The 23,955-nt window shown below is 39.0% G+C and carries 24 protein-coding genes; 13 read left to right on the top strand and 11 right to left on the bottom strand.

Annotated elements, in window-relative coordinates; translation table 11 throughout:
* Positions 1 to 60: 60 nt before the first annotated feature.
* Genes ACL9RF_RS01975 through ACL9RF_RS01965 form a run of 3 tightly spaced genes read right to left on the bottom strand, consistent with a single transcriptional unit; the run spans position 61 to position 7,356 of the window.
* Positions 61 to 2,604: a PIG-L family deacetylase gene (locus tag ACL9RF_RS01975; RefSeq protein WP_422798918.1), complete on the bottom strand. Its 2,544-nt coding sequence runs from the start codon at positions 2,602 to 2,604 to the stop codon at positions 61 to 63.
* Positions 2,605 to 2,628: 24 nt separating this feature from the next.
* Positions 2,629 to 4,065, bottom strand: coding sequence for a RagB/SusD family nutrient uptake outer membrane protein (locus ACL9RF_RS01970; protein WP_422798917.1), 1,437 nt, complete (start codon positions 4,063 to 4,065; stop codon positions 2,629 to 2,631).
* A 12-nt stretch (positions 4,066 to 4,077) separates the two neighbouring features.
* Positions 4,078 to 7,356, bottom strand: coding sequence for a SusC/RagA family TonB-linked outer membrane protein (locus ACL9RF_RS01965; RefSeq protein ID WP_422798916.1), 3,279 nt, complete (start codon positions 7,354 to 7,356; stop codon positions 4,078 to 4,080).
* A gap of 602 nt (positions 7,357 to 7,958) precedes the next feature.
* On the opposite strand from ACL9RF_RS01965, the gene ACL9RF_RS01960 reads away from it, so the two are divergent.
* The 13 genes from ACL9RF_RS01960 (at position 7,959) to ACL9RF_RS01900 (ending at position 18,705) form a co-directional block, all read left to right on the top strand.
* Positions 7,959 to 8,387: a hypothetical protein gene (locus ACL9RF_RS01960; protein WP_422798915.1), complete on the top strand. Its 429-nt coding sequence runs from the start codon at positions 7,959 to 7,961 to the stop codon at positions 8,385 to 8,387.
* An 875-nt stretch (positions 8,388 to 9,262) separates the two neighbouring features.
* A complete protein-coding gene (locus ACL9RF_RS01955; RefSeq protein WP_422798914.1) occupies positions 9,263 to 10,528 on the top strand; it encodes a site-specific integrase in 1,266 nt (421 codons plus the stop codon).
* 672 nt (positions 10,529 to 11,200) lie between these two features.
* On the top strand, positions 11,201 to 11,593 hold the full coding sequence (locus ACL9RF_RS01950) for a single-stranded DNA-binding protein (RefSeq protein WP_422798913.1): 393 nt from the start codon (positions 11,201 to 11,203) through the stop codon (positions 11,591 to 11,593).
* Positions 11,594 to 11,638: 45 nt separating this feature from the next.
* Complete coding sequence (locus ACL9RF_RS01945) at positions 11,639 to 12,712, top strand: DUF932 domain-containing protein (RefSeq protein WP_422798912.1); 1,074 nt, start codon at positions 11,639 to 11,641, stop codon at positions 12,710 to 12,712.
* A gap of 54 nt (positions 12,713 to 12,766) precedes the next feature.
* A complete protein-coding gene (locus ACL9RF_RS01940; RefSeq protein WP_422798911.1) occupies positions 12,767 to 13,201 on the top strand; it encodes a hypothetical protein in 435 nt (144 codons plus the stop codon).
* Between the two features lie 16 nt (positions 13,202 to 13,217).
* A complete protein-coding gene (locus ACL9RF_RS01935) occupies positions 13,218 to 13,412 on the top strand; it encodes a hypothetical protein (RefSeq protein ID WP_422798910.1) in 195 nt (64 codons plus the stop codon).
* A 12-nt stretch (positions 13,413 to 13,424) separates the two neighbouring features.
* Positions 13,425 to 14,036: a PRTRC system protein E gene (locus ACL9RF_RS01930; protein WP_422798909.1), complete on the top strand. Its 612-nt coding sequence runs from the start codon at positions 13,425 to 13,427 to the stop codon at positions 14,034 to 14,036.
* A gap of 18 nt (positions 14,037 to 14,054) precedes the next feature.
* Positions 14,055 to 14,273 carry a PRTRC system protein C gene (locus ACL9RF_RS01925; RefSeq protein WP_422798908.1) on the top strand — a complete coding sequence of 73 codons (219 nt, stop codon included), beginning with the start codon at positions 14,055 to 14,057 and terminating at the stop codon, positions 14,271 to 14,273.
* A 17-nt stretch (positions 14,274 to 14,290) separates the two neighbouring features.
* A complete protein-coding gene (locus ACL9RF_RS01920; RefSeq protein ID WP_422798907.1) occupies positions 14,291 to 15,445 on the top strand; it encodes a hypothetical protein in 1,155 nt (384 codons plus the stop codon).
* Between the two features lie 12 nt (positions 15,446 to 15,457).
* Positions 15,458 to 16,183, top strand: a complete 726-nt coding sequence (locus tag ACL9RF_RS01915) for a PRTRC system protein B (RefSeq protein ID WP_422798906.1) — start codon at positions 15,458 to 15,460, stop codon at positions 16,181 to 16,183.
* A complete protein-coding gene (locus ACL9RF_RS01910; protein WP_422798905.1) occupies positions 16,183 to 16,989 on the top strand; it encodes a PRTRC system ThiF family protein in 807 nt (268 codons plus the stop codon). The genes ACL9RF_RS01915 and ACL9RF_RS01910 overlap by 1 nt, the downstream gene beginning before the upstream one ends.
* Positions 16,990 to 17,322: 333 nt before the next feature.
* A complete protein-coding gene (locus ACL9RF_RS01905) occupies positions 17,323 to 18,441 on the top strand; it encodes a hypothetical protein (RefSeq protein WP_422798904.1) in 1,119 nt (372 codons plus the stop codon).
* Between the two features lie 12 nt (positions 18,442 to 18,453).
* Positions 18,454 to 18,705, top strand: coding sequence for a hypothetical protein (locus tag ACL9RF_RS01900; protein WP_422798903.1), 252 nt, complete (start codon positions 18,454 to 18,456; stop codon positions 18,703 to 18,705).
* A gap of 60 nt (positions 18,706 to 18,765) precedes the next feature.
* On the opposite strand, the gene ACL9RF_RS01895 is transcribed toward ACL9RF_RS01900, so the two are convergent.
* From ACL9RF_RS01895 to traM, 8 genes are all read right to left on the bottom strand, one after another.
* Positions 18,766 to 19,161 (bottom strand): DNA-binding response regulator, encoded by a 396-nt coding sequence (locus ACL9RF_RS01895; RefSeq protein WP_422798902.1) that lies wholly within the window; start codon positions 19,159 to 19,161, stop codon positions 18,766 to 18,768.
* A 264-nt stretch (positions 19,162 to 19,425) separates the two neighbouring features.
* Entirely contained in the window at positions 19,426 to 19,734 is a 309-nt protein-coding gene (locus tag ACL9RF_RS01890) for a helix-turn-helix domain-containing protein (protein WP_422798901.1), read from the bottom strand.
* Positions 19,735 to 19,738: 4 nt separating this feature from the next.
* A complete protein-coding gene (locus tag ACL9RF_RS01885) occupies positions 19,739 to 20,026 on the bottom strand; it encodes a helix-turn-helix domain-containing protein (protein ID WP_422798900.1) in 288 nt (95 codons plus the stop codon).
* A 163-nt stretch (positions 20,027 to 20,189) separates the two neighbouring features.
* Complete coding sequence (locus ACL9RF_RS01880; RefSeq protein WP_422798899.1) at positions 20,190 to 20,474, bottom strand: molybdenum ABC transporter permease; 285 nt, start codon at positions 20,472 to 20,474, stop codon at positions 20,190 to 20,192.
* 101 nt (positions 20,475 to 20,575) lie between these two features.
* On the bottom strand, positions 20,576 to 21,025 hold the full coding sequence (locus tag ACL9RF_RS01875) for a DUF3872 domain-containing protein (protein ID WP_422798898.1): 450 nt from the start codon (positions 21,023 to 21,025) through the stop codon (positions 20,576 to 20,578).
* Positions 21,026 to 21,036: 11 nt separating this feature from the next.
* Entirely contained in the window at positions 21,037 to 21,597 is a 561-nt protein-coding gene (locus ACL9RF_RS01870) for a conjugal transfer protein TraO (RefSeq protein WP_422798897.1), read from the bottom strand.
* A gap of 25 nt (positions 21,598 to 21,622) precedes the next feature.
* Positions 21,623 to 22,519: a conjugative transposon protein TraN gene (gene traN / locus ACL9RF_RS01865; protein WP_422798896.1), complete on the bottom strand. Its 897-nt coding sequence runs from the start codon at positions 22,517 to 22,519 to the stop codon at positions 21,623 to 21,625.
* 88 nt (positions 22,520 to 22,607) lie between these two features.
* Positions 22,608 to 23,954, bottom strand: coding sequence for a conjugative transposon protein TraM (gene traM / locus ACL9RF_RS01860; protein ID WP_422798895.1), 1,347 nt, complete (start codon positions 23,952 to 23,954; stop codon positions 22,608 to 22,610).
* Position 23,955 lies beyond the last annotated feature (1 nt).

The raw sequence follows: 23,955 nt of genomic DNA, 5'->3' as shown, positions 1-23,955 counted from the left end.
AGTCGGTTAAAGATCGCATAGCAGGGGATTCCTACGCCTTACGAATCCCCTGTTTTAACTTTATTTTCCTGAACCTAAACCTGAACCTGAACCTAAACCTGAACCTGAACCTGAACCTAAAGATAACAAGTTTGCAAACAACTTATACGCTCCAGGCACGCCATAAGGCAGCTGCCGAAATAACGATAGCGAAGTGTAAACATAAAAACCTTTGCCCTGCTTAGCAATTAATAAAAGCCCCTGCTGCGCATTTTGCCCTTTATCGTTACTACTTAAAAGCGGCGTAAAGGCTGTATCCCACTGCTTCGGAATAAATATAGCCCGATCTTGTATCCAACCCTTAAAATCAGACTGGCTCAATCTATTCGGGTAGATAAGTGCTGCAGCCCTGTTATCCAAGAACTGCACCTCCGCTTCCTCATCAGTAATACGCTCATTAGAAACCTGCACAGGCAGCAGCCCAACCGTAGCACTGTCGAGGTCGTAGTTGGTATTATACTGACTGATAACAACGCCACCATTTTCCAGGTAATGCAACAAATTGTTGTGCCCCTCATAAATGCGTGTATCCAAATTATACAAACGGTCGCCCAACACAATAGCATCATAAATAGATAAATCTGTTGTCGGCAAATCCGCAACCCACAGCTCATCTACCACGGCAACAAACTCCCGTAATGCGGTTGGCAATTTATCCTCTTTAGCTTTAACATAGGCAATCCGTTTTGCCGTATTCGCTATAGTAGTACACAGCACACGCAGGCTCGCATTCGGAAAATACTGCTGTTTAACAATATGCGGGTAGTCGATACACTGATGCGACTGCTCAAATTGCAAGCCTCCTGTTGCCACCTGAATACCCAAGTCGGCAATAGTTTCCTGCAAAGCATCCACCTGCACCGTAAAACGTATCCGTTTACTTTCCCCCTGCGCGATTGAAAAGTCGACCTGTTCCGGAAGAACAGTCCAGCCCTGTGGCGCGTTTAACTTTAATACCCCATCCGTGCGTCCCGATTTCAGCCCTTTCACTTCAACAACAACATCCTGCTTTTCAGCATTATGTATCAGCAAATTTTTACGCAGAAAACGTACAGCAACCTGCGGCGCTAATACCACAGGACTAAACTGCGCACCCAACAAACGATCGTTCCATACCTTTTTTACCGGCACCTCCAGCAGCAAAGGCAGTCCGTCGATGTTTAAGGAAACTTTAACCGCAGGCGAGATAGGCAATTCCGAAAGAATATGTCCCGACAGCTGCTCCGAGCGATAAGCATTTGCCGTTCCTACCTGGCGGAGCCACTCCGGAAGATAAGGCTTTGAGGTGCTGTCAATTACACCAGATATAGACAACTGCCCCGAATATTGCAGCGACAGCTGCTGAACAATAGATTTCCGTAATGCCGGAATTTCGATTTTCTCTACCGTTACCGTTTTACCTGACTCCGGCATGGCCCATTGCAAATTCACATGCCCCACATCGCCTATACACCACAAATCAGTCGGGCTGCTAGCCTCCAGCTGTACACCCAAAGCTTGTATTAATAGCGCCTCTATAGGTTTCTTTTTCAACATCAGCCAATCCGGCTGTGGCTGCGGCTGCCTATCCATCCAATGCAACAGCTGGATCAGTCGGCTCGCTATCTTTGCAGGCTCGTCGACATCAAAACTTTTTATAGCCTGATCGATATATCTACTATACTTCGCATACAATGCTGATTTATAAATCGGCGACACACCGAGGTCCAGCTTCCCGTTCTTCCCTGCCTTACCCTCGATAAGCTCGAAATACTCAATGGAGGCCTTTCTATTGGGGAGGTTTCCCATCGCCTGGCAGCGGTGCTGGTTTCTGCTATCGGCAGCAATATCGCCATAGCTTTTGCCCAGCAAGTTATTCATGGCCGGAATCGGAAGCCCCCAATAGTGAGAGCGTGGATCTACGACACCACCAATATCCTTAACACCGGCCTCCTGGTATACATTCCACAGCAGCTGCTGCGCCTGCCATGGCGACAACTCCGGGTTATCCGTTGGAAATACAGCAGGGTCTGCAGCCATTGAAAATGCCTGCTGCGCCAAAATACCAACCGCCTGATGATGCCCATGAGGATCTGGAATTTCAGCAGAAAAGCGCGATATAATAAGTGTAGGTTTAAAATAACGGATTGCCCATACCATATCCTGCAAAACCTCTTGCTCACCCCACAGCTGCAAAGTCTCCTCGGCGGTTTTTGAAAACCCAAAATCTTTGGCACGGCTAAAAAACTGCATACCGCCATCAATCTTTCGTGCCGCCAGCGACTCCTGCACCCTTAAAATCCCCAACTCTTCACCAAGCTCGCTACCAATAAAATTCTGGCCCCCTTCACCACGTGTCAAGGAAAGGTAAGCCGTTGTAGCCTTTTTTCCGTACGACAAATACGCCAGCAGGCGGTTATTTTCGTCGTCCGGGTGCGCACCAACATACAGAATACGGTCCACATTTTTCAGTTTCTGCAACGCATGCACAAGCTCCAACGCATTCGAAACACGAGACTCCTGCGCTACGGCATTTATTTTTATTAAAGCACCTATCATACACAACACAATCAAAATTATTCGCATCCTACCATCCTCCATCCCAATACGCTACAGCGGATTCTGTTTAAAATTTCTATTTATATCCAGTTCACGCTGTGGAATAGGATACAATAAACGAGGCTTTTTACCTAACGCAGACAGCACCGCCTCGGCTTTCTTGAAACGCAGCAAGTCCGGCCAGCGGTGATTTTCAAAAGCAAACTCCACACGTCGCTCACGCAACAACTTATCCTCAAAAGTACCGGGCGTTGCACGACCTATAGGAGCCAAGTTTGCCCGGCTACGGATCTCGTTGATAAGGCTATACGACTCATCCGTTTCACCCAAAGCCTCAGCCAGTGACAGCAGCACATCCGCGTAGCGGAAAACCGGAAAATTATACGAAGCGTCATTCTCACCAAAAGCATTCGTTTTCCCATACTTTACAATAAATCGAGCATCGTTGCGCGAATTGGTAATCACCTGTCCGGAAGAATTGGTATATATGGTATCCATGGAAAGCTTAAAGCGCAAATCCTGGCTATCATAAGCCTTCACCATCTCATTGGTAGGCCTATTTTTATACGTCCCGGTACTGCTAAACAACAAAGGGGTAAAAGCATTTGTAAACCAATTGCCCGTGCCCGTGCCGCCACCTTTAAACTGCACCTCAAAAATTGATTCGGGATTATTTTTATTCTCCAGGCCCCACAACTTATCATACGCCACTAAGCGGTAATTATTATCCGAAATAATACGACGCAGCACCCCTGCAGCATCCGCTTTTTTACCCAGGAGCAGCTGCACCTTAGCCAATAAAATCGCCGCTGCACCCTTCGTTGCGCGCCCCACATCGGCACCCGAATATTTAGCGGGCAACCATCCCTCAGCAGTTTTCAAATCGCCCTCCAGCTGCGCATAAATCGCTGCCGCTTCCACCTGCGTTTTCTCGACATCACCCTCACTTTCGTGCAATTCCAGCGGAATATTTCCAAAAGCTATCGCTGCATGGTAATAAAAAAGAGAACGCAAAAATAAAGCCTCCCCTTTCAATCTATTCTTTAATGCCTCATCAAAGCTCACCTTTTCAATACGATCCAACACAATATTAGCACGTGCAATTCCCTTATACGTATCCACATAGGCCGCTTCAATAATACCATTCGTAGCAATCTCCAAGAAGTTTTCAATTTGCGTAAGCTCGGCCCCCAAGCCCGTACCATCGCTACCCTGATCCGTATTGTCGGAGCGCTGCTCAAACAACACCCAATAACTCTGATTATACGCACCCGAAGCCTGCAACACCTTATATGTAGCATTTACTGCGGCCACAAAATCACCCGATGTTTTATAAAAAGCCTCCGTATTACGCTGCGATATCGGAGCCAAATCCGTGAAACTCGACGAACATCCCGACAATGTAGACAAGCCCAATAACGCCATAACACCTAAACCACTTAAACCACCTAAACCTGTTAAACCCTTATTTTTAAATAAAAAATTCATCTTCAACCAATTTTAAAATCCAACATTAATACCCACCGAATAACTACGAATTAGTGGATAAGCACCATAATCCTCGCCCTGCACCTGCGCCAGCTGCATCTGGTTACTCACCTCCGGGTTAAAACCAATATACTTAGTCCAGGTATACAAGTTCGTTCCCGTAACAAATACCCGCGCCCGCTGCACCTTCCCTTTCAACACTTTGCCCGTAAGATCGTAACCAAACGTAATGTTACGCAAGCGCAAGAAGCTCGCATCCTCCACCTGAAAATCCGAAGGTCGGTTATTCTGGCCATGGTTATCACTCAAGCGATCAGCACGCGGAATTTTTCCATTTCCAGGCTGTTCAGCAGAAACCCAGCGCTTTGTCCATTCCTTATACGAGTTTGTAGCGCCCTCACCATTGCCCAAGTGCCTGCGTGTAAGATTCAGCACCTTACCGCCATGACTTCCCTGCAGTTGAATCGTAAGGTCAAAACTTTTATAGTCGAATCTATTGGTAAAGCCATAAACAAAATCAGGCTGATAGTTTCCAATAACTGTTCTATCGTTCGCATCAATTTTACCATCGCCATTAATATCCTTAAACTTAAAATCTCCAGCACGCGCAGCAGGAGCAATATGATCAGGAATAGATTGCGCCACCTCAGCATCAGACTGATAGATACCTTCCACCACATACCCATAATAACTACCTATGGGCGCCCCCACCTGTGTAATATGCCTTACCCCCGCAGCCCCAGTCGTAAGGATAGGTTCATTATTTGGCCCCAAGCGCAATACTTTATTTTTGTTCTTAGAGAACACCAAATCCGTTGTCCACTTAAAATTACCGACCAGGTTTTTTGTATTCACCGAAACCTCAAACCCTTTATTCTCCACCTGTCCGATATTCTGTAAGGCCGTTGTAAACCCCACCGACGATGGCACCTGCACATACAACAGCAGGTCTGACGTCTTTTTATTGTAATAATCGAAGCCCAATGCCAACCGATTTTGTAACGCAGCAAAGTCGAAACCAATATTCCACTGATCCGTTTTTTCCCAAGTAAGATTTTTGTTCTCAATGGTCGACGGTGCCAAGCCATTCTGTACAACATCACCAAACACATAATTCTGTGGATCCAGCAGCCCGATAGCGGCATAATTTGGAATCAAGAAGTTACCCGTTTTACCCCAGCTACCTCGAATTTTAAGATCATTCAGCCAAGGGCTATCCTGCAGAAAAGACTCCTGACTAATGCGGTATCCAGCAGAAAAAGAAGGGAAAGAACCCGTTTTTTTGTTGGCCCCAAAACGCGAAGCCCGATCCGAACGAAAAGAAGCTCCCAGCAAAATTTTACCCTGGTACGCATAATTTATACGCGAAACAAAAGACGCCAGAGACCACTCCTCCCGTATACCCGTCCCCCCCGTCACCTGGCCACCACTAACCGTTTCCACCAAATCATCGGGATACTTTTCGGCACGTACACTATTGTATTCAATAATATCCTTTTGTCCGGTATACCCCAGTAAAGCACTAAAATGATGATGCTCACCGAAGTGACGATCGTAAGAAAGGGTATTTTCTACTATATAATTCAAGTTAAACGAAGCATTTGACTGCCCATAAGGCTCGCCCGCTGTTGCCTGCCGAAATAAAAAGGCTTTAGCACGATAAAAAGAACGGTTAAAATGATTAAAATCAGCTCCGCCATACAATTTATAAGTTAAGCCAGGCAACAGATCTACCGATATAAAACCATTCGCTGTCGTACGGTACTGCTGCAAATTATCGTTTATAAAAGCAGTGATCGCCAAAGGGTTACTGGATTCTGTCATCCCAGTACCGCGACCGTCGGGCGTATACAGGTGCGATTGGTTATCGGTTTGGTTAATGCTGCCATCGGCAAGATAAGGCGATACCGTAGGCGATGTTACCAATGCCGAATAAATAATTCCTGGAGGCACAGCAAAATACGGCGCTCCTGCCGGAGCCTTTTCCGACTTGGTATAAGAAGGCGCGAAGCTAACACCCGCTTTTACACGGTTGCTTAAGTCGGCCTCCAGATTTATGCGTAAGTTATAACGCTCATACCCTGATTTCTTAATGATCCCCTGCTGGTTAAAATACCCTCCCGCGACGTAATACCTGGAATTATCGCCTCCACCACTGTACGAAAGGTTATAACTTTGTATAGGAGATGTGCGAAAGATCTCCTTTTGCCAATCGGTATCAGTACCCGTAGGGTTAATAAAATCATCGGGCAAAAAATACTGCGCTAAGTTACTGCGCTTGTAGCGCTCTTCATTGCTATCGTTTTTACTGGCAGTAGGAAAATCCTGCACGTAAGCATTGTTCTTTGCCTCCAACGAATAGGCGGCATACTCCTGCGCATTCATCATCTTCACCCGTCGTGCTACATCTTGAAACCCGCCCAGGACATCCAAATTTAACTGTCCTTTTTGCTGACGGCTACCTTTTTTTGTCGTCACAATGACCACACCATTACTGGCGCGGGAGCCATAAATTGCCGAGGCGAAGGCATCTTTTAAAACATCTATAGACTCAATATCCGCTGAATTTATTACGGCAAGTGGATTTACAGATGGCAGCGCAAATGCAACCGTACGCGTTGTTACGTCGCCCTGCACCCCAGCTGAAACATTTTTTGAGATGGGATAACCGTCAATAACATACAGCGGGTCACTACCAGCAGAAATAGAGCCTAACCCACGTACCCGTATAATAGGGCCTGCACCCGGTTCGCCCGAAGGCTCCTGCACCACAACACCCGGAAGGCGGCCAGCGATAGCATTCTCAAACGATGGAACGGCAATTCCCTGAATTGCAGCACCAGAGATGGAGGCTATAGCTCCGGTGACTTCTTTTTTACGCTGACTGCCATAGCCTACAACGACCACATCTTCAAAGGTACTTGCACGCTGCACAAGCTGTACATTTACAGGTGCAAAATTATGTACGGTAAGCTCTTGCTGACTATAACCTACATAAGTAACTACCAAAATATCACCTACTTGTGCTTGAATTTCAAAATGACCATTTACATTTGTATTCACCGCTTTTCCACCACGTTTATGTCGTATGGTGGCGCCTTTTATCGGATCGCCCGTCAGGCTATCATACACCACCCCGCTTAACAGTTGTTGTTGTTGTTGTTGATTGGCCGTTTGGGGTGTCGATATTTCGGCCTCGGCCAATGGTATACCTACCGTCGTACCTATACTTAGCGCTAAGGCAAAAAATAATTTCGGACGTATCGTTCGGTGAAAGTAACTGTGTTTCATGTTAATAAATGGTTTAGCCTACTAAAGTATACAATTTCTATAGACTTTAAAAGGATTAAGCAAAAAAAATAACACAAATAATCTTGAATGGTCCCCCCTACACCAATAAAATAGAAAAGCGTATAACACATAAGTGCCCAGATACGAACAGGTAATGTCCATAATCGGTCAGCAGGTTGCCAAGGCAAAAACAACAAGAAATTCACCTTCAATGTATTATACAATTGGATTTAGAATTGGATAGATTTTGGCACCGCATATAACAGGTATGGTAAACAGAATAATCAATATCTGCTGGCAGCCATTTTTAAAAGGCCTGTTTGGTAACAAAAATAACATGGAGCTTATAATTAAGTTAATATAGAAAAGGGAAATTTACAAAAGATTTAAAAAATGATACCGTTAAATACCGCATTCACCGAAGGGCAAATAAATTCACCGACAAAAAGGTGTAGTTTACCTAAAAATCAGTTCTATTGACCTGAAATGCATTTTGTGTGCCTGGCAAACGCCTTACTTTTGAAACATATTGAAAAACAAGAATTAAAAAAACTAAATCCAAAAATCATTTAAATAAAAATATTAATTAAATATAAAAAATTATGAAAAAGACCTTAACCACAATCGCAACTGTATGCTTACTGTTTATTGGCTTCAATTCTTTTGCCATGACTACGCATAGTAATCCCTTAAAAGGATATGCAAGCACAAAAATTGTAACCTCTTATTTGGAGGCCATCAGTATTGGCAGCGTTGACCTCAGCAAATTTTTGTTTACCGAAGATTTTGAGTACAGCAATACAGCCAATAATTCTAAACACAACAAATCGGAGTATTGCAAATTTTTAAAAGCTAATAAGGGTTTAGTTTTTGACTGTAAAACATCGTATGAAATTTTAGATGAGAATAGCCAGGCTTGTATGGCGAAGGCAATAATGAAATTTGACACCTTTACACGGGTAGATTATATTACTTTAACAAATGGTAAAGAGGGATGGAAGGTGAGTAAGGTGGTAACGACGTATCCCTAAAACATAGATTTTTTGTTTCTTTTGGTGTATCCCAAATACGCCAATGTTTAGTTTAGTTAGAAAGCCTGCTTCCTGCAGGCTTTATTTATTTTAAAGTTTTCAGGAAAAAGCTGTATCGACTGAATACTAAGCTTTTATAAAGAATATCAAAAAAAGTCAGGTAACGATTTGGTAACGGTGCTTACTGCTTTGCTTTTCAATGTGTTTCCGTTAGCTCAATAGCAAATATAATAAAAAATATAACTTTTATATTTCAATCTCTCAGTTATTCTGTATATAAGCAATAGCTAAACGCCTTTTCCAAAGTCTTTTCCCCAATACCGTTATAGTTTGCTAATGCAATCATTGAGTTTATTTCTCCACTTTGCATTATCTCTGAAATCTTTCTTGCATATTGTGGTTGTATGCCTGTTTCTGTTTTAATAAAATGACTAATGAGATGCTAAGTTAGGTATTAAGGTCAATTTAAGGGTATTAATATGCGCTTTATATCCCTTTAACTTCATAGAACGCTTTTTCAACTTCTTGTTGATAAACGTTCTCAAATAGCTGTATTTCCGCTTTTACAAAAAAATTGTTACTTATTTTAGGTATATCTAAAACATTTTTTTTAACAAAAAAGATTAGATAAAAGCAAAAATAAGCAAAACGGTTAAAACCGTTATTATATAGCGGTTTATAAAATGGTAGTCTACAATTGGAAGTCAGTGTACGATATGTTTTGGGCTTAAAATGACTGGGTTGGGTTACTAAATCATTACTTGTTTTTACAGGTAATAATTCACTTAAGTTTCTATAATTCAGTTTTTTGCATTGTTTTTCATCATTCCTTGTAACTCATTGATAGTTAATTTTAAACATTAAACAATTGAGTTATGGAAACTGTGAAAAGATCTACTTTCAAGTTATTGTTTTACTTGAAGAAAAATGAACCGAAAAAGAATGGTAATGTCCCTGTTATGGGACGTATTACAATTGATGGAATCGCAAAAACCTTTAGTACCAAGCTGGATATAAACCCCAATAATTGGGATTTAAAACATGGAAGGGTTTTGGGTAAAAGTACCCAGGCATTAAATATCAATCTTAAATTGGATAATATACGGGGGCGTATCAACAAAATTTATGATGAAATGCTCAAAGATGAAGGTTTTACAACCTCACAAAAAGTAAAATTGTCGTTTTTAGGTGTTGGTGTAATGGACGACGCTATTCTACAAGTATTTAAAGAACAAAATGAAGATTTTGAAAGAATGGTTAATAAAGGAAAACGTTCTCAAAACACTTTCTATAAATATAAAATAGTATATAACCATCTTAAAAATTTTATCAAAGAACGTTATCATAGAGATGATATGGCTTTTAGAGAGCTTAATTCTGATTTTATTCGAGAGTTCGATTTCTTTCTACGTATTGATAAAGAATGTACACATAATACAGTTTGGGTTTATACCATGCCAGTAATTTCGTTGGTTGATCTAGCAATAAAAAAAGGACTGATTCGTAAAAACCCATTTGAAAATTATGAAATCAGTATGCAAGAAACTAATCGTAGTTACATTTTAAAAGAGAATGTCGAAAAGTTAATGCTTTTAAGGTTATCTATAGTTAAGTACGAACTTGTAAAAGATCTCTTTATTTTCAGTTGCTTTACGGGGCTTTCATACATCGATATTCAAAAACTGAAGTGGAGTAATATACAATCCTTTTTTGATGGACACCAATGGATCATTAGCAGAAGAAAGAAATCGGATGTTGCATCAAACGTTCGTTTATTGGAAATTCCGAAACTTATCATTGAAAAATACAGAGGGGTTACAGGTAATGATTATGTTTTTCCAGTTCCTTCAAATGCTACATGCAATAGTCATGTCAATAAATTAGTACAAGAGGCAGAAATCATTACAGAACAAAAAGTAACCTTTCATACTGCCCGACATACATTTGCTACCATGTTTCTAACTGAAGGAGTTCCACTTGAGAGCCTCAGCAAAATGATGGGACATAAAAATATTTCCACTACACAGATTTATGCTAAAATTACCAGTCAGAAAATTAGCAAGGATATGGATTTGGTATCGTATAAATTTGCAGGAATGGAAGCCGCATTTTCTAAAATGGAGAAAGAGGTTATCATTTAGAATTTTTATTTACAAAGCGAAGCAGGATTTTGTCCTGCTTTTTTTATGCCCACACAAATCGTCAAAGCACATTTATTCCTCCAGCGTACACATCTAACTCAATAAAAGAATTTTGACAATATGATCTTATAAACCATCCAGAAAAACTACCCTCCATCCCTCTAATAAATATTTTCTGTATCGTTTATGTGGCTTCCAAAACCACAATACTTTACATATTATAAACTTTATTTTAAAATTCTGCTGCATGTAAATGCAGGTTCTTGTACTCACATAGACCATTTACTAAATGCCTTTTCCATTGGCTTCCACATAGGTTTTATTCAAGAACCGGTATGCTGTTTTGTCCCATTTCAAGAGCAAAGGTATGATCGTGTTCTTAACCCAGAAACAAGGTCATGCCCTTTGGGTTTGTCAAAAAATCTCCACCCATGCGGGTCGTATTTGTTTGGCAAAACCTTGTTCCTGCTAAACACTAACCTTTTATGCTCGTGAAACGAAACAAAGCATACTCCGGCTCTTTAGACGAATAAAAAAAATGTCAGTAATAGAAAAATATAGCATTGGAAATGGTAACAGAGTGAAACGAAACTTCAGCACCTCCTCTCATTGCCGAATAAATCTAAAAAAATCAAATAAGAACAATTTTAATAACGCAAAAAAGTAGAAATCATGAACATCACAGGAAGACTGACAAGGGATGCGGAAGTACGCACAACGTCACAAGACAAACAAGTGGTAAACTTTTCAGTAGCAACCAACGACAGCTACAGAAACAAACAGGGCGAGCGTATAGAGCAAACAACCTATTTCGACTGCTCATACTGGATAAGCCCCAATGTAGCCAAGATACTCACCAAAGGCACTTTGGTGGAACTCACAGGCAGAGTAAGTGCAAGGGCATGGACGAGCAATGACGGAGAAGCACATGCAGGTCTGAATTTCCATACCTCAAACATCAAACTGCACGGAGGTGCCAAGAAATCAGAAAGCATACAGGTTAATGCAAAAACGAAAAGTAACAAGGTAGTACCACAGCCTGTAGAAGATGACCTACCATTTTAACAACAACCATTCATTCAATTTTCAAAAATTTTATACATCAATATCATGGCACATAATATCAATTTCAACGAGAGAACAGGACGTTATTCATTTTTTAGTGTACAACAAAAAGCATGGCATAGTTTGGGGCAAATTGTAGAACAGTACCCAACAAGCGAGGAAGCCATCAAACATGCGGGGTTAGATTATGAAGTTGTAAAATCCCCCTTATTCACCAAAGGTTCGGGCATAATCGAAACAGCTAACGGTATAGAGATTGGCAGTAGCGAATTAGCCGTACCCAACTATTTCGCCAACATACGCACAGATAACAATGCTGTATTGGGTGTAGTCGGTAAAGATTACCATATAGTACAAAACCGTGAAGCCTTTAATTTCTTTGATGCGATTGTAGGCGGTGGCGAGGGTATTCTATACGAAACCGCAGGAGCATTGGGTAACGGAGAGCGTATTTTTATCACAGCCAAATTACCCGACTATATTCGTGTAGGCAATGGCGATGATGTAACCGAAAAGTACATTTTCCTTACCACTTCCCACGATGGTAGCGGAAGCATCACAGCTGCATTTACACCTATTCGTATAGTATGTCAAAACACGCTGAATGCCTCGTTACGCAATATGACCAATGTAGTCCGTATCAAACACACTTCGGGAGCAAAACAGCGTATTGAGAACGCCCACAAGATTATGGGATTAGCTAACACCTTGAGTAATCAATTAGAGGGGATTTTCAATGAGTGGACTAAAGTAAAAGTATCAGACCGAGAAGTAAGAAAGCTAATCCAATTGGCACTTTGCCCCAACAAGGAAACCTTTGATTTGCTGAAAAAAGGTGCAGAGGATGAAGTCTCAACCCTATTCAAAAATACTGTAGAAGATGCCTTTGCATATGCAATGATAAGCGATACACAGCAAATGGACACCACTAAAGGCACATTATTCGGGGCTTACAATGCTGTTACAGGCTACTATCAAAATGTTCGCAACTATAAGAACGACGAAGCCAAGTTGCAGAGTATTGTAATGGGTGGTACGGCACAGTTAAAAACCCAAAAGGCTTTTGAACTATGTACCTCATTTGCCTTGGAAGGTGCAGAAATCTTAAACCTTAACTAAATAACTATAGGCTACCGCCTTAAAGGGTGGTAGTCGTATTAAAAAACAAAATTTATGAAAGACACATTCTCATTCAAAATAGAAAGCCAGTTACATGGTATAGAAAATCCCAAAGGATCTATTGAACAAGTATTGCTTGCTCAAAATATAGCAAAACATGAGGGATTAGGCTTTTTCAATCGAATTGCTCTTGTGACATTTGGAGACGCCACAACAAACAAGGAGATGCATGGTGCTGTCCCTACAAATGAAACCTTATTGTTCGCCTGCGAGGATTGGAATAATACCCTGCTTTATCTATGTATAAGAAGTGAAAAAAGTGTTTGTAAAATTGCAACGGGCAGTTTTCAAAAAATTACAATTCACAAAGAGTATCGTCACACCATATTACTCAACAAACTTTCAGATAAAGAGATAGCTGAAATTTTCAAATACGTTTGGGATAATTTGGAAATAATACAGCCAACTCCGAGATGTTTAGAGGACTAATTTTTAATGAAATACAATGAAAATAAACGATTTACACGGCTTCGAAATCGAGATAACCGACCTTAAAGAAGCAATCAAAATTGCAAAACGTAATACAGGATACAGCCACGAGGACAAAAGTTTTTCCGATTTCGATAAAAGGCAAAAAAACTATTGGACAGACATACACGAAAAACTGACAGTAATTAAAAAGCGAATAGATAACAATTAAAATTTCAGAACAATGAACACCAATTTTTTCAATCAGATACAGGCTTTGGACTTTACAGGAGTATTGCAACTAAATATTTCCAGAGGAGGAGAAAATAACCTTATCGTATCGGTTTTGCTCAATAATGAACAATGCGGAGATAATGCCAAAAACCTGATACCTCCATTGACATTTAACGCCACGCCACAGGAATTTGACGAGGGATTTTTTGAGCAGATAAAAGCACCTATCAAAACCGTTTCGGGTGTAATGGTGGATATGGAAAAATTCCTAAAACAAATGGAAATTGTCAAGCAACAATCGGCAATGGAGAAAGAAAAGACGGAGAAAGCCAAAAAGGAAAAGGAAGCCAAAGACAAGAAGTTTAAAGACGGAATGGCGAAGGCTGACGAACTCGAAAAAGAGGGCAAATTTCGTGAAGCATGGATGAAAGTTCCCGAAATCACCGAGTTTCCCGAAAAAGCGGACGAGATACGCAAACGAAAAACGGTATTGTCTGACAAGTTTGGAACACCAAGCCTTTTCGGAGCAATGGAAGAAGCTACACCCGAACCGCCACAAACGGACGAATTTACAGCCGATTATCCCATTGATGAAACGGACGAAGAAGAAGCAGAGTATTAACAATAAAAAACAAACATTATGTTATTAGCAACGCAATTAGAACGAGTGTTTATACTCAAAGATAAAGGACAGGACATCAGACTAACCGACCCCGAACCACGTTGGAGCGTAGAAGCTGTAATGAATTTTTATGCCAATATATACCCTATACTCACGACCGCAAAAGCATCTGCACCACAGATAAAAGATGATGCAGTAGAGTACAAATTTGAAAGCGTAATGGGAACGAAAGGTTAAACTAAATATTTAAAGTAATGAACTATGCACAAACATATCCTATCGGGAACTATCACGATACCCGAACAGCAACGACAACGGCAATTGCACCGCCAATTAAACGAGTTTGCCAATTGGATGCAAAAGCCAAAGGACGCAAACGAAGTGCGGAAAGACAAACGCAAATCAGTACCGACAGCAATGTTGCCAATGGTTTTCTAAAGTGTATGTTTCTACCTAAACTGAAAGAAACAAAAACTTTACAGGCTTGTAATAAATCAGTAAAAACGGAAAGGGATTTTTTTCAGTCCCTTTCCAAATTGGCAGAGCATTACCAAATTGCCCCGATGCAGACCCAACAATATCCCTATCCCTACAATATGGCATTGGCAATGTCGGATATGGAAGAAAAACTGAAACAAAAGGTTTTGGATTGGGAAGAAATCCGTTTGGTACAGGATAATAAGAAAACCTATTTCGTAAGTGAGGAACACTACAATACTGGCTCAACATTGTTTTACATTCCCGTTGCATCCTTATATAGAATGTTGCACAACCGCAAGCGAAAAACAACCGCTCATTTATTATTGTCCGTTTGTACTTACCTGTACCACATAGCCAATGTACCTTATTATAGGCAGGAAGACAGCTATCTGTATTGGATGTATGAGATGATGAACGATTGGGTGGAGCAAGACGATTATACAGACGACACAGCCGTTTATCTTGCAGAAATCAGTCAAGCCGAGTACATCGGGAATTATATGGAGCAAAGGATTTTTAACCGTATCAATCTGACCATATTTGAACAGCGTATCCACGGTTTTAAAGCCAAAGACGATTTTGACAGAGCGTGTTTGGCTATAGCAAAAGAAGCCTTTGCCCTTTATCATACCTATCCGAATGAAAACGTATTTCGTAATGCTAAACCCAATGGAGAAGTATCGGAAGAAGATATGGAAAATATCATCGGAATGGAAAAGTATATTTCTTTCTATGCAGACCACAAAGGTTGGCTGACTGAAACATTGATAGAATCGGTTAACAACGAAATACAGGAGTACGGACAAATGGAAGAACCCATTATCCTAAAACAGTTTGACGGCAGGGATATAACTGACAACAATCTTTGTTTTGAAAACCGACTATTTGAACTACTACACAGATTAAGCGATATTTTACACGCCTTTTAAAAATTGGAAATTATGGAAACGACTAACGACATAACACAAGACTTCGGCACATTGTACCACCCAAAATCGGCTTTGGTATTCTATGAAACCAAAGGACGCAATACAGATGTTTATGTAGAACATTTTGATATGGATAAAAGTGGCAACCCGATAAACGCCCACCCTTTGACCGTAAAGGAAGCGGGCGTATTGGCAAAGGCACTCAATACCGAACAGGAGAACAACAAAGCCTTTTTGAAATCGACTGGAATTTTGCCAACCAATATTTTGCACATCAATCCGAGTACGGATAAAGGTTCGGTTGTATGGTACTCCAAAGCACAGCAACGGCAAATGTATTTTGTGGATAGTCTGCAAATTCCAAACGGAAAAGCACAAGTACCGCCAATGCTTTGGAAAGCAAGTAAACATGATTTGAGTGTGTTTGCCCTTTCGAGCGACAGAAGACCAACAGAAAAGACAAAATTATATCATACGCCTTATTTCAACATTTATGAAGACGGTAAAGTCTGTATGGGAACAGTAAGTGTTGACATTAAAAAATCCGTTTCGGTGGAAGAATTTATACAGGCTTGGGAGTATTACTTTTTCAATTCCTATTTCAGCCATTTGTTAGGTAATCATAATCCGATAAAAGGAAATTGCGTGAACTTATGGAAAGACCTTGTAAATACAAATAAGCCCTTTCCTAAAGAAGTATTGAAACCGAACAATAAAACCCTTAAAAATCTATTGTAATGAAAAAAGTAAAAACAGCCGTTCATTTTACGGACAACTATTTAATAAGCCCGACCAACCCCATTGAAGTCAATTTGATTGGTGCAGGTGGTACAGGCTCAAAAGTTCTGACTGCTTTAATGGAAATGAGCCATAGCCTAACGGAATTGGGGCACGCAGGTTTGCAGGTGCGTTTATGGGATGATGATGTTATCACGGAAGCCAATTTGGGCAGACAGCGATTTGCACCAAGTGAAACAGGGTTGTACAAATCCGTAGCCTTGATAAACCGTGTTAATCGCTTTATAGGAACGAATTGGAAAGCAGAAACTCAAAAGTTTGGGCGTAATAATTTCGGAGGTCTGCCCGAAAATGCAAAGTCAACGATTTATATTACTTGTGTGGATAGTGTACAAGCACGATTTGATATTGCAGAAATACTCAAATCTATGAACAAAGGCAGAGCCAACCGTGACGAACCCAAATATTGGTTAGACTTTGGTAACAGCCAACAGACAGGACAAGTCATACTATCTACTATCGGAGAAATCAAACAGCCAAATTCCGAGAAATATCAAACGGTGGCAAGTCTGCCAATGGTTACCGATGAATTTGGCGAACTGCTGAAACAGTCCGAACAAACAGACGATACACCAAGTTGTAGTTTAGCAGAAGCATTGGAAAAACAAGATTTATATATCAATGCAACACTGGCTCAAATGGGATGTTCCTTGTTATGGTCTATGTTCCGTTATGGAATGACCGAAAACAGAGGTTTCTTTCTGAATCTGAAGAACTTCCAAACCCAACCCCTAAAAGTCTCCTGATAGCACAATCGGGCGGCGAAAAGACGCATCCTTCCGTTAGTCGGAACCGCCTTTTCGCATTTAAAATTGGTGCAACCACTTCCTAAAATGCACCATTCTCACAATCCCTCTCTCAACATTTTATCTACCAGGTTGCGACATTTTTTCGTGGGATATTCAGTATCCCATTTGTTGCTTTAGCGAACTTCTTTTCTTTTCACACAGCGACCAAAGAAAAGAAGCAAAAGAACGTCGCTTGGTTGATAATGGATTTGATTTAATTACTGTTTAAACAAGATTTTATTTTCTTAAATTTGGCACTAAGAAAAATTTTAATTAAAAACTGATACCGAAATGAACTTTTCAGCAGAAGAAATATACTCAATGTATGGACAATACGATACTTTTGTAACTCTCGAATTTAAGTTCAATTCAGACGAATATAATCGGTTTGGAAATAGATTAATGGGAGTGTTTTTGTACACACTTGAAGAAAGGAAGAAATATGAAGATGTTTTACAAAGTGTAAAAGTACCAAGAACTGATACGAAAATAAAGTTTAGCCCTTCATCAATCGAAAAATTAAGTACTGAAAATATTGAAATACTTGACAGATATGGAATTCAAGCAAGTAATATAAATGTAATCTCTTCATTTAATAGACAAAGGAAAAATAGATTTTCGGAAAAAGGAACAAAAGAAATTCCAAATCAAATTACAATCCAAGCACCGAAAATTGACGGTTGGCAAGAATTAAATAGATTGAGATTTGGTTTTTTAAATTCTATTTATAAATCTGGACAACCTTTCACACCTAATCAAGAGATAGAATATTGGGGTTTAAGAACCCATCTTGGATTAGGAATAGATTTAGAAGATTTTTTGAATATTAACAACAGAAATGCAGATTTTTTGAAAAAAGTTAGACTTGTAGAGTTAGACTCTAAGTTTCAAGAATTAAGTATTCAAGAAGAACAAATTCAAGAATTTGCCAAACTAAAAATTGAGAATATATTCTACAAGAAAGACGTAATCGATAAAGAAATTCAGAAATCAGGAGAAAATATCAATTTAATAACTGAAAATTTTAAAACACAAATTGAGGAATTAAGAAAATGCTGTTATCAATTTGAAGAAGATATAATTGGGTTTGGTAAAATTCCTATTTATCTTTCTTTCGAAAGATTTGTTCACGTTTACGCAAGACACGTTGCAGAAACTCAAATTGGAGAAAAATTTTCAGGTGAAAAAACTGTTTTTCAATACAAATTTGACGACATTAAATATTTGATAAAAATGGTTGTTGAAACAGTTACTGATGAAATTCAAAGTCATTTTGAACAAAATCCAGAATTGCCATTTAGACGAATAGGTAAAAGAGCAGTTTATATAGACGGACATTACTATAGACTTGTAATTGAACCAAACGGAAGTATTCAAGATTTTCATCCTTATAACGTAAATGAAGAATAATAAATAGAACCAATGAATTTTCAAACAGAAATGGACAAACTTTATAATGAAGTACAAGATAAATTAGCTAGCGGAATATCCACTATAATCAGAAATATAAATGACAAAGAAAAGATAGTTGAATTTTTAATTAATATAAAAAATCAACCAACGATTGATATCTTAAAAAGAATTAACAAAATAGCGATTGAAAATGAGGATTACGAAACTTGTGAAGCGCTTAAAGAATATTCTAAAGCAAAAGGAATAATCTTATTGACTTAATATTAATTTAATCAGTATAATTCTTCTGTTCAATTTCAACTTACTCCCATACTAAAATATCTACAGCCCATTGACAGTTTTGTAAATAACTCTTTTAAAATCATCAATATCACTGCCAACTAATAAGCAACTAAAAAAACCAATATCTAAAAGAGCTTTACCTACTTTCTCATTGTCAATATCACTATGAGAAAGTAGTTTGATTGTAGGATATTCCAGTCTTAATTTTTGAAGTTGTGACAGTATCTGCTTATCGTAAAAATTAAGATCGATGACACAAACTCTAGGAAGTTCTTTCAAGGTAGTTAATTGAGACAATCCATCTTCGATTGTTTCAGATCGGAACATAATTTCAAAACCTGAAATTGTCAGATCTTTACAGATTAAATCTAAAATCGAATTTTTGTCATTAATAAAAGCTAGGGTGATTTTTGGTTTTGCGGTACTGGTTTCCATATCCATATCAGTTTTAAGTTTATGGTGATCCTACACAAAAAAGAAAGCGCAGGCAACTACAACTTACCGACATTGAGGCACTGGTATACCCGACAACGAATAAGCGAGCGCCCACGCCTATGGCATGAGCGTTCTTCCTTATCGTCCCGTTGTCTAAAAATTACCAGTTTTCAATGTGGGACTTAAAGCAAAAACACTTTAAGATTTTCTATATTTTACTACACAAATATACTAAAGTCATTTTGATAGGACTGCATGTTCCTTCTAAAATTGATTATAAACTGTTTTTATTATTCCTATATAATTCTGCTCCAAGGTGATCAGAATATCACTCTCCTTGTAAATTATCTTACCAGCAATCTGTATATACGGCAAAATTTGGTCATCTCTGTATTGCTGTAATGTTCGCTTACTAATATGGAGCAATTGACAGACTTCTTCACCTGACAGATATATTTCTCCATTCATCACAGGGCGATAGTTTTTAAGTATATCCTCGATGCGATATCGTAACTGCATTATCATTTCTTGATGGGCAATAATTACTTCCGTGTCATTCGTTAGTAAATCCATTGATTTATGTCTTATTAGTTTGTTTAGTTTCAAGTAAAGCCTGAACGTCGGAGTGTTTATAATAATTTTTACGGTTCAGTCTGGAATAAGGCAGTAGCCCTTTGTCTTTATAGGTTTGTAAAGTCCTCTTGGTAATGTTCATCATTAAGCATACTTCCTGGTTATCCAGCCATTTTTCTTTATTGAAAATCGGAGTATATTTCCTAGTGGCATTTTCGGTTAGCTCCAAAATTGCTTTTAACTCATTTGTCAATCCGTCCAGTGCGGATTTTTGTATTGCGATAACTTCCATAGTTTGCTGCATTTTTCAATGAAAGTTTAAATTATAAATACTTTGTATGCCCTTACTTGATGCTGTAGTCATTGGCATTAAAAGGTATTGTTTGGCTTAAACAAAAAAAATCGGATAGCATTTTGAGCTATCCGATTTTCTTTTATACTGTATTTCTAAATGATTATTTGACTTGGGCAGGATATTCCATTTTCACTCCCTGTTTATCTTTTTTCATTTGTGTATAAGACCAAATGGTAACTACACCAAGAATAATTAAAATGTAGGCGATCCATTTACCGATACGTTCTATAAATCGGACAAAAACAGATGCTTCAAAACTCGAAAATCCTTCTGCACCCATTCCATTTCGTCTGTAAAATTTTCTACGGTTTATCCAATATATTAAACCTATTCCTACAACCGTAGGAATAATACCAATGACTAATTGAGAAGTTACTGCATCCATCTTTAATTCCTTTTGTATCAAGTAAATTTAAACAAAAACATCCTGTCCTAAAAACAAAAGTCGACCTTTAATAGCCGACTTTTGCATGTCTAAAATTTTAATTAATCCTTACTATTAAATTGAAAACTAATTCGTTTCTCATTCCCAAAACTATCCGAAATCCAAACATCAAACGATTGTGATACTATCGATGCCGAAGTGTAATATAATCGGAATTGCTCTGTCTGTAATTGATACAGGTCATTGGGTAAATAAGGCTGTTCATCGTTGTACTGCAATGTTCCTTTGCCGTCAAATTGGAAATAGCGTATGTAATACTTTGTATTGTGGTAACTCCCTTTACGCTGTATCATTATTCTGATTTCTACCGTCTGCCCATTAACAACGTCTTTAGGTACTGGCATTACATTGATTTCAAAAGGAAAATCGTTCTGTATTTCGAGGTCGTTATCTTTGCTACAAGATACCAACGTAACCGAAGCAGTGAGGATTGCCAAGAGAATATATACAGGTACTAATTTAGCTCTGAGTTTATTAAATATAACTATCATTATTTTACGTTTTAAAAATTAAACCTTATTCCAGCACCTGCGGAAGGACGGAACTCCTTCAGATCCGTACCCCAAAGGACTTTTGTACGCCCTTGTATCACTAATGTAAAACGGTCTGACAAGTACGTTTCTAATGTGAGCCGCCCGCCCGCTCCGTAGATAAAATTATCTTTGCTCAGTATTTTCGCTCCGTCATACAACATTGCTTCACCTCGGTTAATGCTTTCATAGCCGACTACGCCTGTTATTCCTAAATTCAGCGAGATGTTCTTACGGACATCCCCCAGTAAGTAGAAACTGTAACCACCCTCAGCACTATAGGTTTCCTGCGGAATGCTTAAATTTTTGTAGTCGTGGTATTGGTGGGTATATTCCAACGCCCAAAGTTGGTAGTTTCCATTTTTGCCATTGACGGTCATTCCAATATTGATATAATAGTCATTACCGATTTTATCATTGGATAATACACCAGTATTTACTTCCAGTCCTTTTTGTTTGGGAAGCATTCGTTGTGCCTGACTGCTCGTTATGCTAGCTATGATAAGCATGACGGTATAGATATATTTTTTCATTTTTTGCTTTGATTTTAAAGTGTTATTAAAACTTCAGATGCATATCGTCAATCAGACGAGCCTTGATTAAATCCGAATTTTCAACCTGAAGCGTTTGATGCCTACCTCCATCTTTTTCGAAAACTTCAATCAGTAAAACCTTATCATCGGCAATGGTAAACTGATCCAATAAGAACACATTTTTTCCAATAGATTTTCCACTAATTCCTTCTTCCAATGGTTTGTATGTACGAAGTGGTATCAAAGATCTTTCTTGTACTACAGTACGTTTAGCTACTTTTTTATCGACAACCTTGAAATTGATAAAGTCAATCTGGAAAGGTACATTGCTAATATTTGCAAGTTCGGTATGGAAATAATATTTACCATTGTGTATGTAAATTCCTTTTAGTATAAACTGAATACCGAAGCTTTTAGCCCCGATGTGTTTTACAATACGCTTATCTTTTTTGTAAATGGTTTCCAGTAATAAACCTGCCAGAGATGGTGAATTGTTCCCCAATTCTTCAAAAAGAACATCGTTTCCGCTAGTTTTATCAACTGCTTTCTGCATTGTCAGCAGATTATAGCTTAAGGCATCAGGGTAAGAACTGTAATGCACATTAAAACTGTAAAAACGACCATCATTCGTAATAACTGAAAAGTTGGTTTCCGGTTCAAAATCCCTTACCGATGCCTTAACACGGAGTACATTTTCTGCATCATCCGCTTTTGATGCAATCAAGTATTCACTACCAAGATCCACATAACGAATGGCGGTCGGGAATATCAGGTGTGAAGTTTTATCGTAGGTGACTTCCATTCGGTATGGTTCAATCTTGCCTAAAGCAAGTTTCGTTGTTAAGCTATCTTGGGCATAAGATTGTATAGAAAATCCAAGTATTATGGTAAATACCCAAAAAGTTTTTAAATGATTTTTCATTGTTTTAATATTTATTTTTAATGATAATGAAGCTTATTCCCTTTTACAGAATAGGGTTCATTTTCTAAATTATTTGAGTTGAATATTTTTATTTTTTGGAAACAAGGAATATCTGGTATCCTGCCTTTAGTGTAACTTTCGGCGTTCTTATTTTTTTAGAGAAATACCCTGAAATACCTTGAACAACGCCACGGCTAAGATCTGCGGCAATTTGCTGTCCGGCATTCTGTGTAAGCATTATACTAGTACCACCCGTTTGGCTCATATTGCCAGCCATTTCGGTAAGTGCATTCATTTCTGGCGAATAAGGAACGTACAAGCCTTGCTGGCCATCGAGGTCATAAATGGTAATGTCTACAGGAATGATATTCCCGTCCAGTTCTATGGAATTAACCTTTAGCTGTAAACGTCCTCCTTGGAATTTGCCAATAGCAGTTACGATAGCTCCTTGCGGAATAGTACGGTTAGCTGTTTGCGCAGGCTCCAGTAATCGGATACGCACACCGCTTTCACCAATAATGGTTTGTGTTTCCTGTATACAGGCTTTAACGCTATTTTTGGGCTGTACAATTTGCTCTACCGAACCAACAGTGTAAAACCCCCTGTTTCTGCTTTCACTCCAAGTAGATAAAAACTCGTTATTGGTAGGCTCCCGATACAAGGCGGATACGGCATTTTTCTTAGTTGGTGCAAACGGCACAAAATATTCTTTTGGAGTATTTGATGCAACCCTGTGTGTAACTGTATCCGTTTTTGTAGAGTTTGTTGATGTTGGTGGCTGTCCTTGATTTGTTCCAGACGGAAGATATTTTGCAGCCATCTGATAAGATTTTTCCATTAGTGCCAATTGGTCATCTACAGTCACAGGCTTAGGTATCATATCCTTTTCAGCCAGCTTTTCTTTTAAGTCAGCCAGCTGCTTTCGAAGTTGCGTCGTTTCAGAATTGTCTTCGCGATAAAATGAACTCAATTCAGATTGTGTATTACGGTAACTATTAAGTGCAGGGGTTCCATATCCTTCAGATTTCTTGCCATTATATATATCCTCATCTTTCATCTTCTCACCAGCAGTTTTTTGACTGTCATCTGTATTCCAATAATCAGAGAGTGTTGTTAGTGCACCACGTTTTTCGGCATCCTTCTGCTCTAGCATTTCCTGCTCATAAGCCTTTTGCTTATCTTCCTGCATTCCTGTACCAGTAGCTTCTGGAACGGCATCGTTTAATCCGATATGTTCAGTTTTCTTTTTATCTTCTGATGGTTTAAAAATGAGGTATATACAACCTAGGAATACAATACTCATTAAGCCGAATATTAATGGCTTTTTAAGTTTGTCCATTTTATTCTGAGTGCTGTCTTGCTGCACATCAGCGGTCTCTTTCGGATCTCCTTCTGTTACCCGAATAACCGTTTTTTTATGCTCAATTTCTTTCATA

The sequence above is a fragment of the Sphingobacterium sp. Mn56C genome, assembly GCF_049319645.1.
Classification (GTDB): Bacteria; Bacteroidota; Bacteroidia; order Sphingobacteriales; family Sphingobacteriaceae; genus Sphingobacterium.
Note: the sequence above shows the minus strand (reverse complement) of the source record. Positions and strands in the feature narration are given on the sequence as shown.

What these genes read in the sequence shown, in the direction of transcription:
- ACL9RF_RS01925 (WP_422798908.1), top strand. Translation starts at nt 14,055, where the DNA reads ATGTTATTAGCAACGCAATTAGAACGAGTGTTTATACTCAAAGATAAA.
- ACL9RF_RS01970 (WP_422798917.1), bottom strand. Translation starts at nt 4,065, where the DNA reads ATGAATTTTTTATTTAAAAATAAGGGTTTAACAGGTTTAGGTGGTTTA.
- ACL9RF_RS01940 (WP_422798911.1), top strand. Translation starts at nt 12,767, where the DNA reads ATGAAAGACACATTCTCATTCAAAATAGAAAGCCAGTTACATGGTATA.
- ACL9RF_RS01955 (WP_422798914.1), top strand. Translation starts at nt 9,263, where the DNA reads ATGGAAACTGTGAAAAGATCTACTTTCAAGTTATTGTTTTACTTGAAG.
- ACL9RF_RS01880 (WP_422798899.1), bottom strand. Translation starts at nt 20,474, where the DNA reads ATGGATGCAGTAACTTCTCAATTAGTCATTGGTATTATTCCTACGGTT.
- ACL9RF_RS01870 (WP_422798897.1), bottom strand. Translation starts at nt 21,597, where the DNA reads ATGAAAAAATATATCTATACCGTCATGCTTATCATAGCTAGCATAACG.
- ACL9RF_RS01885 (WP_422798900.1), bottom strand. Translation starts at nt 20,026, where the DNA reads ATGGAAGTTATCGCAATACAAAAATCCGCACTGGACGGATTGACAAAT.
- ACL9RF_RS01965 (WP_422798916.1), bottom strand. Translation starts at nt 7,356, where the DNA reads ATGAAACACAGTTACTTTCACCGAACGATACGTCCGAAATTATTTTTT.
- ACL9RF_RS01930 (WP_422798909.1), top strand. Translation starts at nt 13,425, where the DNA reads ATGAACACCAATTTTTTCAATCAGATACAGGCTTTGGACTTTACAGGA.
- ACL9RF_RS01960 (WP_422798915.1), top strand. Translation starts at nt 7,959, where the DNA reads ATGAAAAAGACCTTAACCACAATCGCAACTGTATGCTTACTGTTTATT.
- traN (WP_422798896.1), bottom strand. Translation starts at nt 22,519, where the DNA reads ATGAAAAATCATTTAAAAACTTTTTGGGTATTTACCATAATACTTGGA.
- ACL9RF_RS01920 (WP_422798907.1), top strand. Translation starts at nt 14,291, where the DNA reads ATGAACTATGCACAAACATATCCTATCGGGAACTATCACGATACCCGA.
- ACL9RF_RS01895 (WP_422798902.1), bottom strand. Translation starts at nt 19,161, where the DNA reads ATGGAAACCAGTACCGCAAAACCAAAAATCACCCTAGCTTTTATTAAT.
- ACL9RF_RS01905 (WP_422798904.1), top strand. Translation starts at nt 17,323, where the DNA reads ATGAACTTTTCAGCAGAAGAAATATACTCAATGTATGGACAATACGAT.
- ACL9RF_RS01910 (WP_422798905.1), top strand. Translation starts at nt 16,183, where the DNA reads ATGAAAAAAGTAAAAACAGCCGTTCATTTTACGGACAACTATTTAATA.
- ACL9RF_RS01900 (WP_422798903.1), top strand. Translation starts at nt 18,454, where the DNA reads ATGAATTTTCAAACAGAAATGGACAAACTTTATAATGAAGTACAAGAT.
- traM (WP_422798895.1), bottom strand. Translation starts at nt 23,954, where the DNA reads ATGAAAGAAATTGAGCATAAAAAAACGGTTATTCGGGTAACAGAAGGA.
- ACL9RF_RS01945 (WP_422798912.1), top strand. Translation starts at nt 11,639, where the DNA reads ATGGCACATAATATCAATTTCAACGAGAGAACAGGACGTTATTCATTT.
- ACL9RF_RS01890 (WP_422798901.1), bottom strand. Translation starts at nt 19,734, where the DNA reads ATGGATTTACTAACGAATGACACGGAAGTAATTATTGCCCATCAAGAA.
- ACL9RF_RS01875 (WP_422798898.1), bottom strand. Translation starts at nt 21,025, where the DNA reads ATGATAGTTATATTTAATAAACTCAGAGCTAAATTAGTACCTGTATAT.
- ACL9RF_RS01975 (WP_422798918.1), bottom strand. Translation starts at nt 2,604, where the DNA reads ATGCGAATAATTTTGATTGTGTTGTGTATGATAGGTGCTTTAATAAAA.
- ACL9RF_RS01950 (WP_422798913.1), top strand. Translation starts at nt 11,201, where the DNA reads ATGAACATCACAGGAAGACTGACAAGGGATGCGGAAGTACGCACAACG.
- ACL9RF_RS01935 (WP_422798910.1), top strand. Translation starts at nt 13,218, where the DNA reads ATGAAAATAAACGATTTACACGGCTTCGAAATCGAGATAACCGACCTT.
- ACL9RF_RS01915 (WP_422798906.1), top strand. Translation starts at nt 15,458, where the DNA reads ATGGAAACGACTAACGACATAACACAAGACTTCGGCACATTGTACCAC.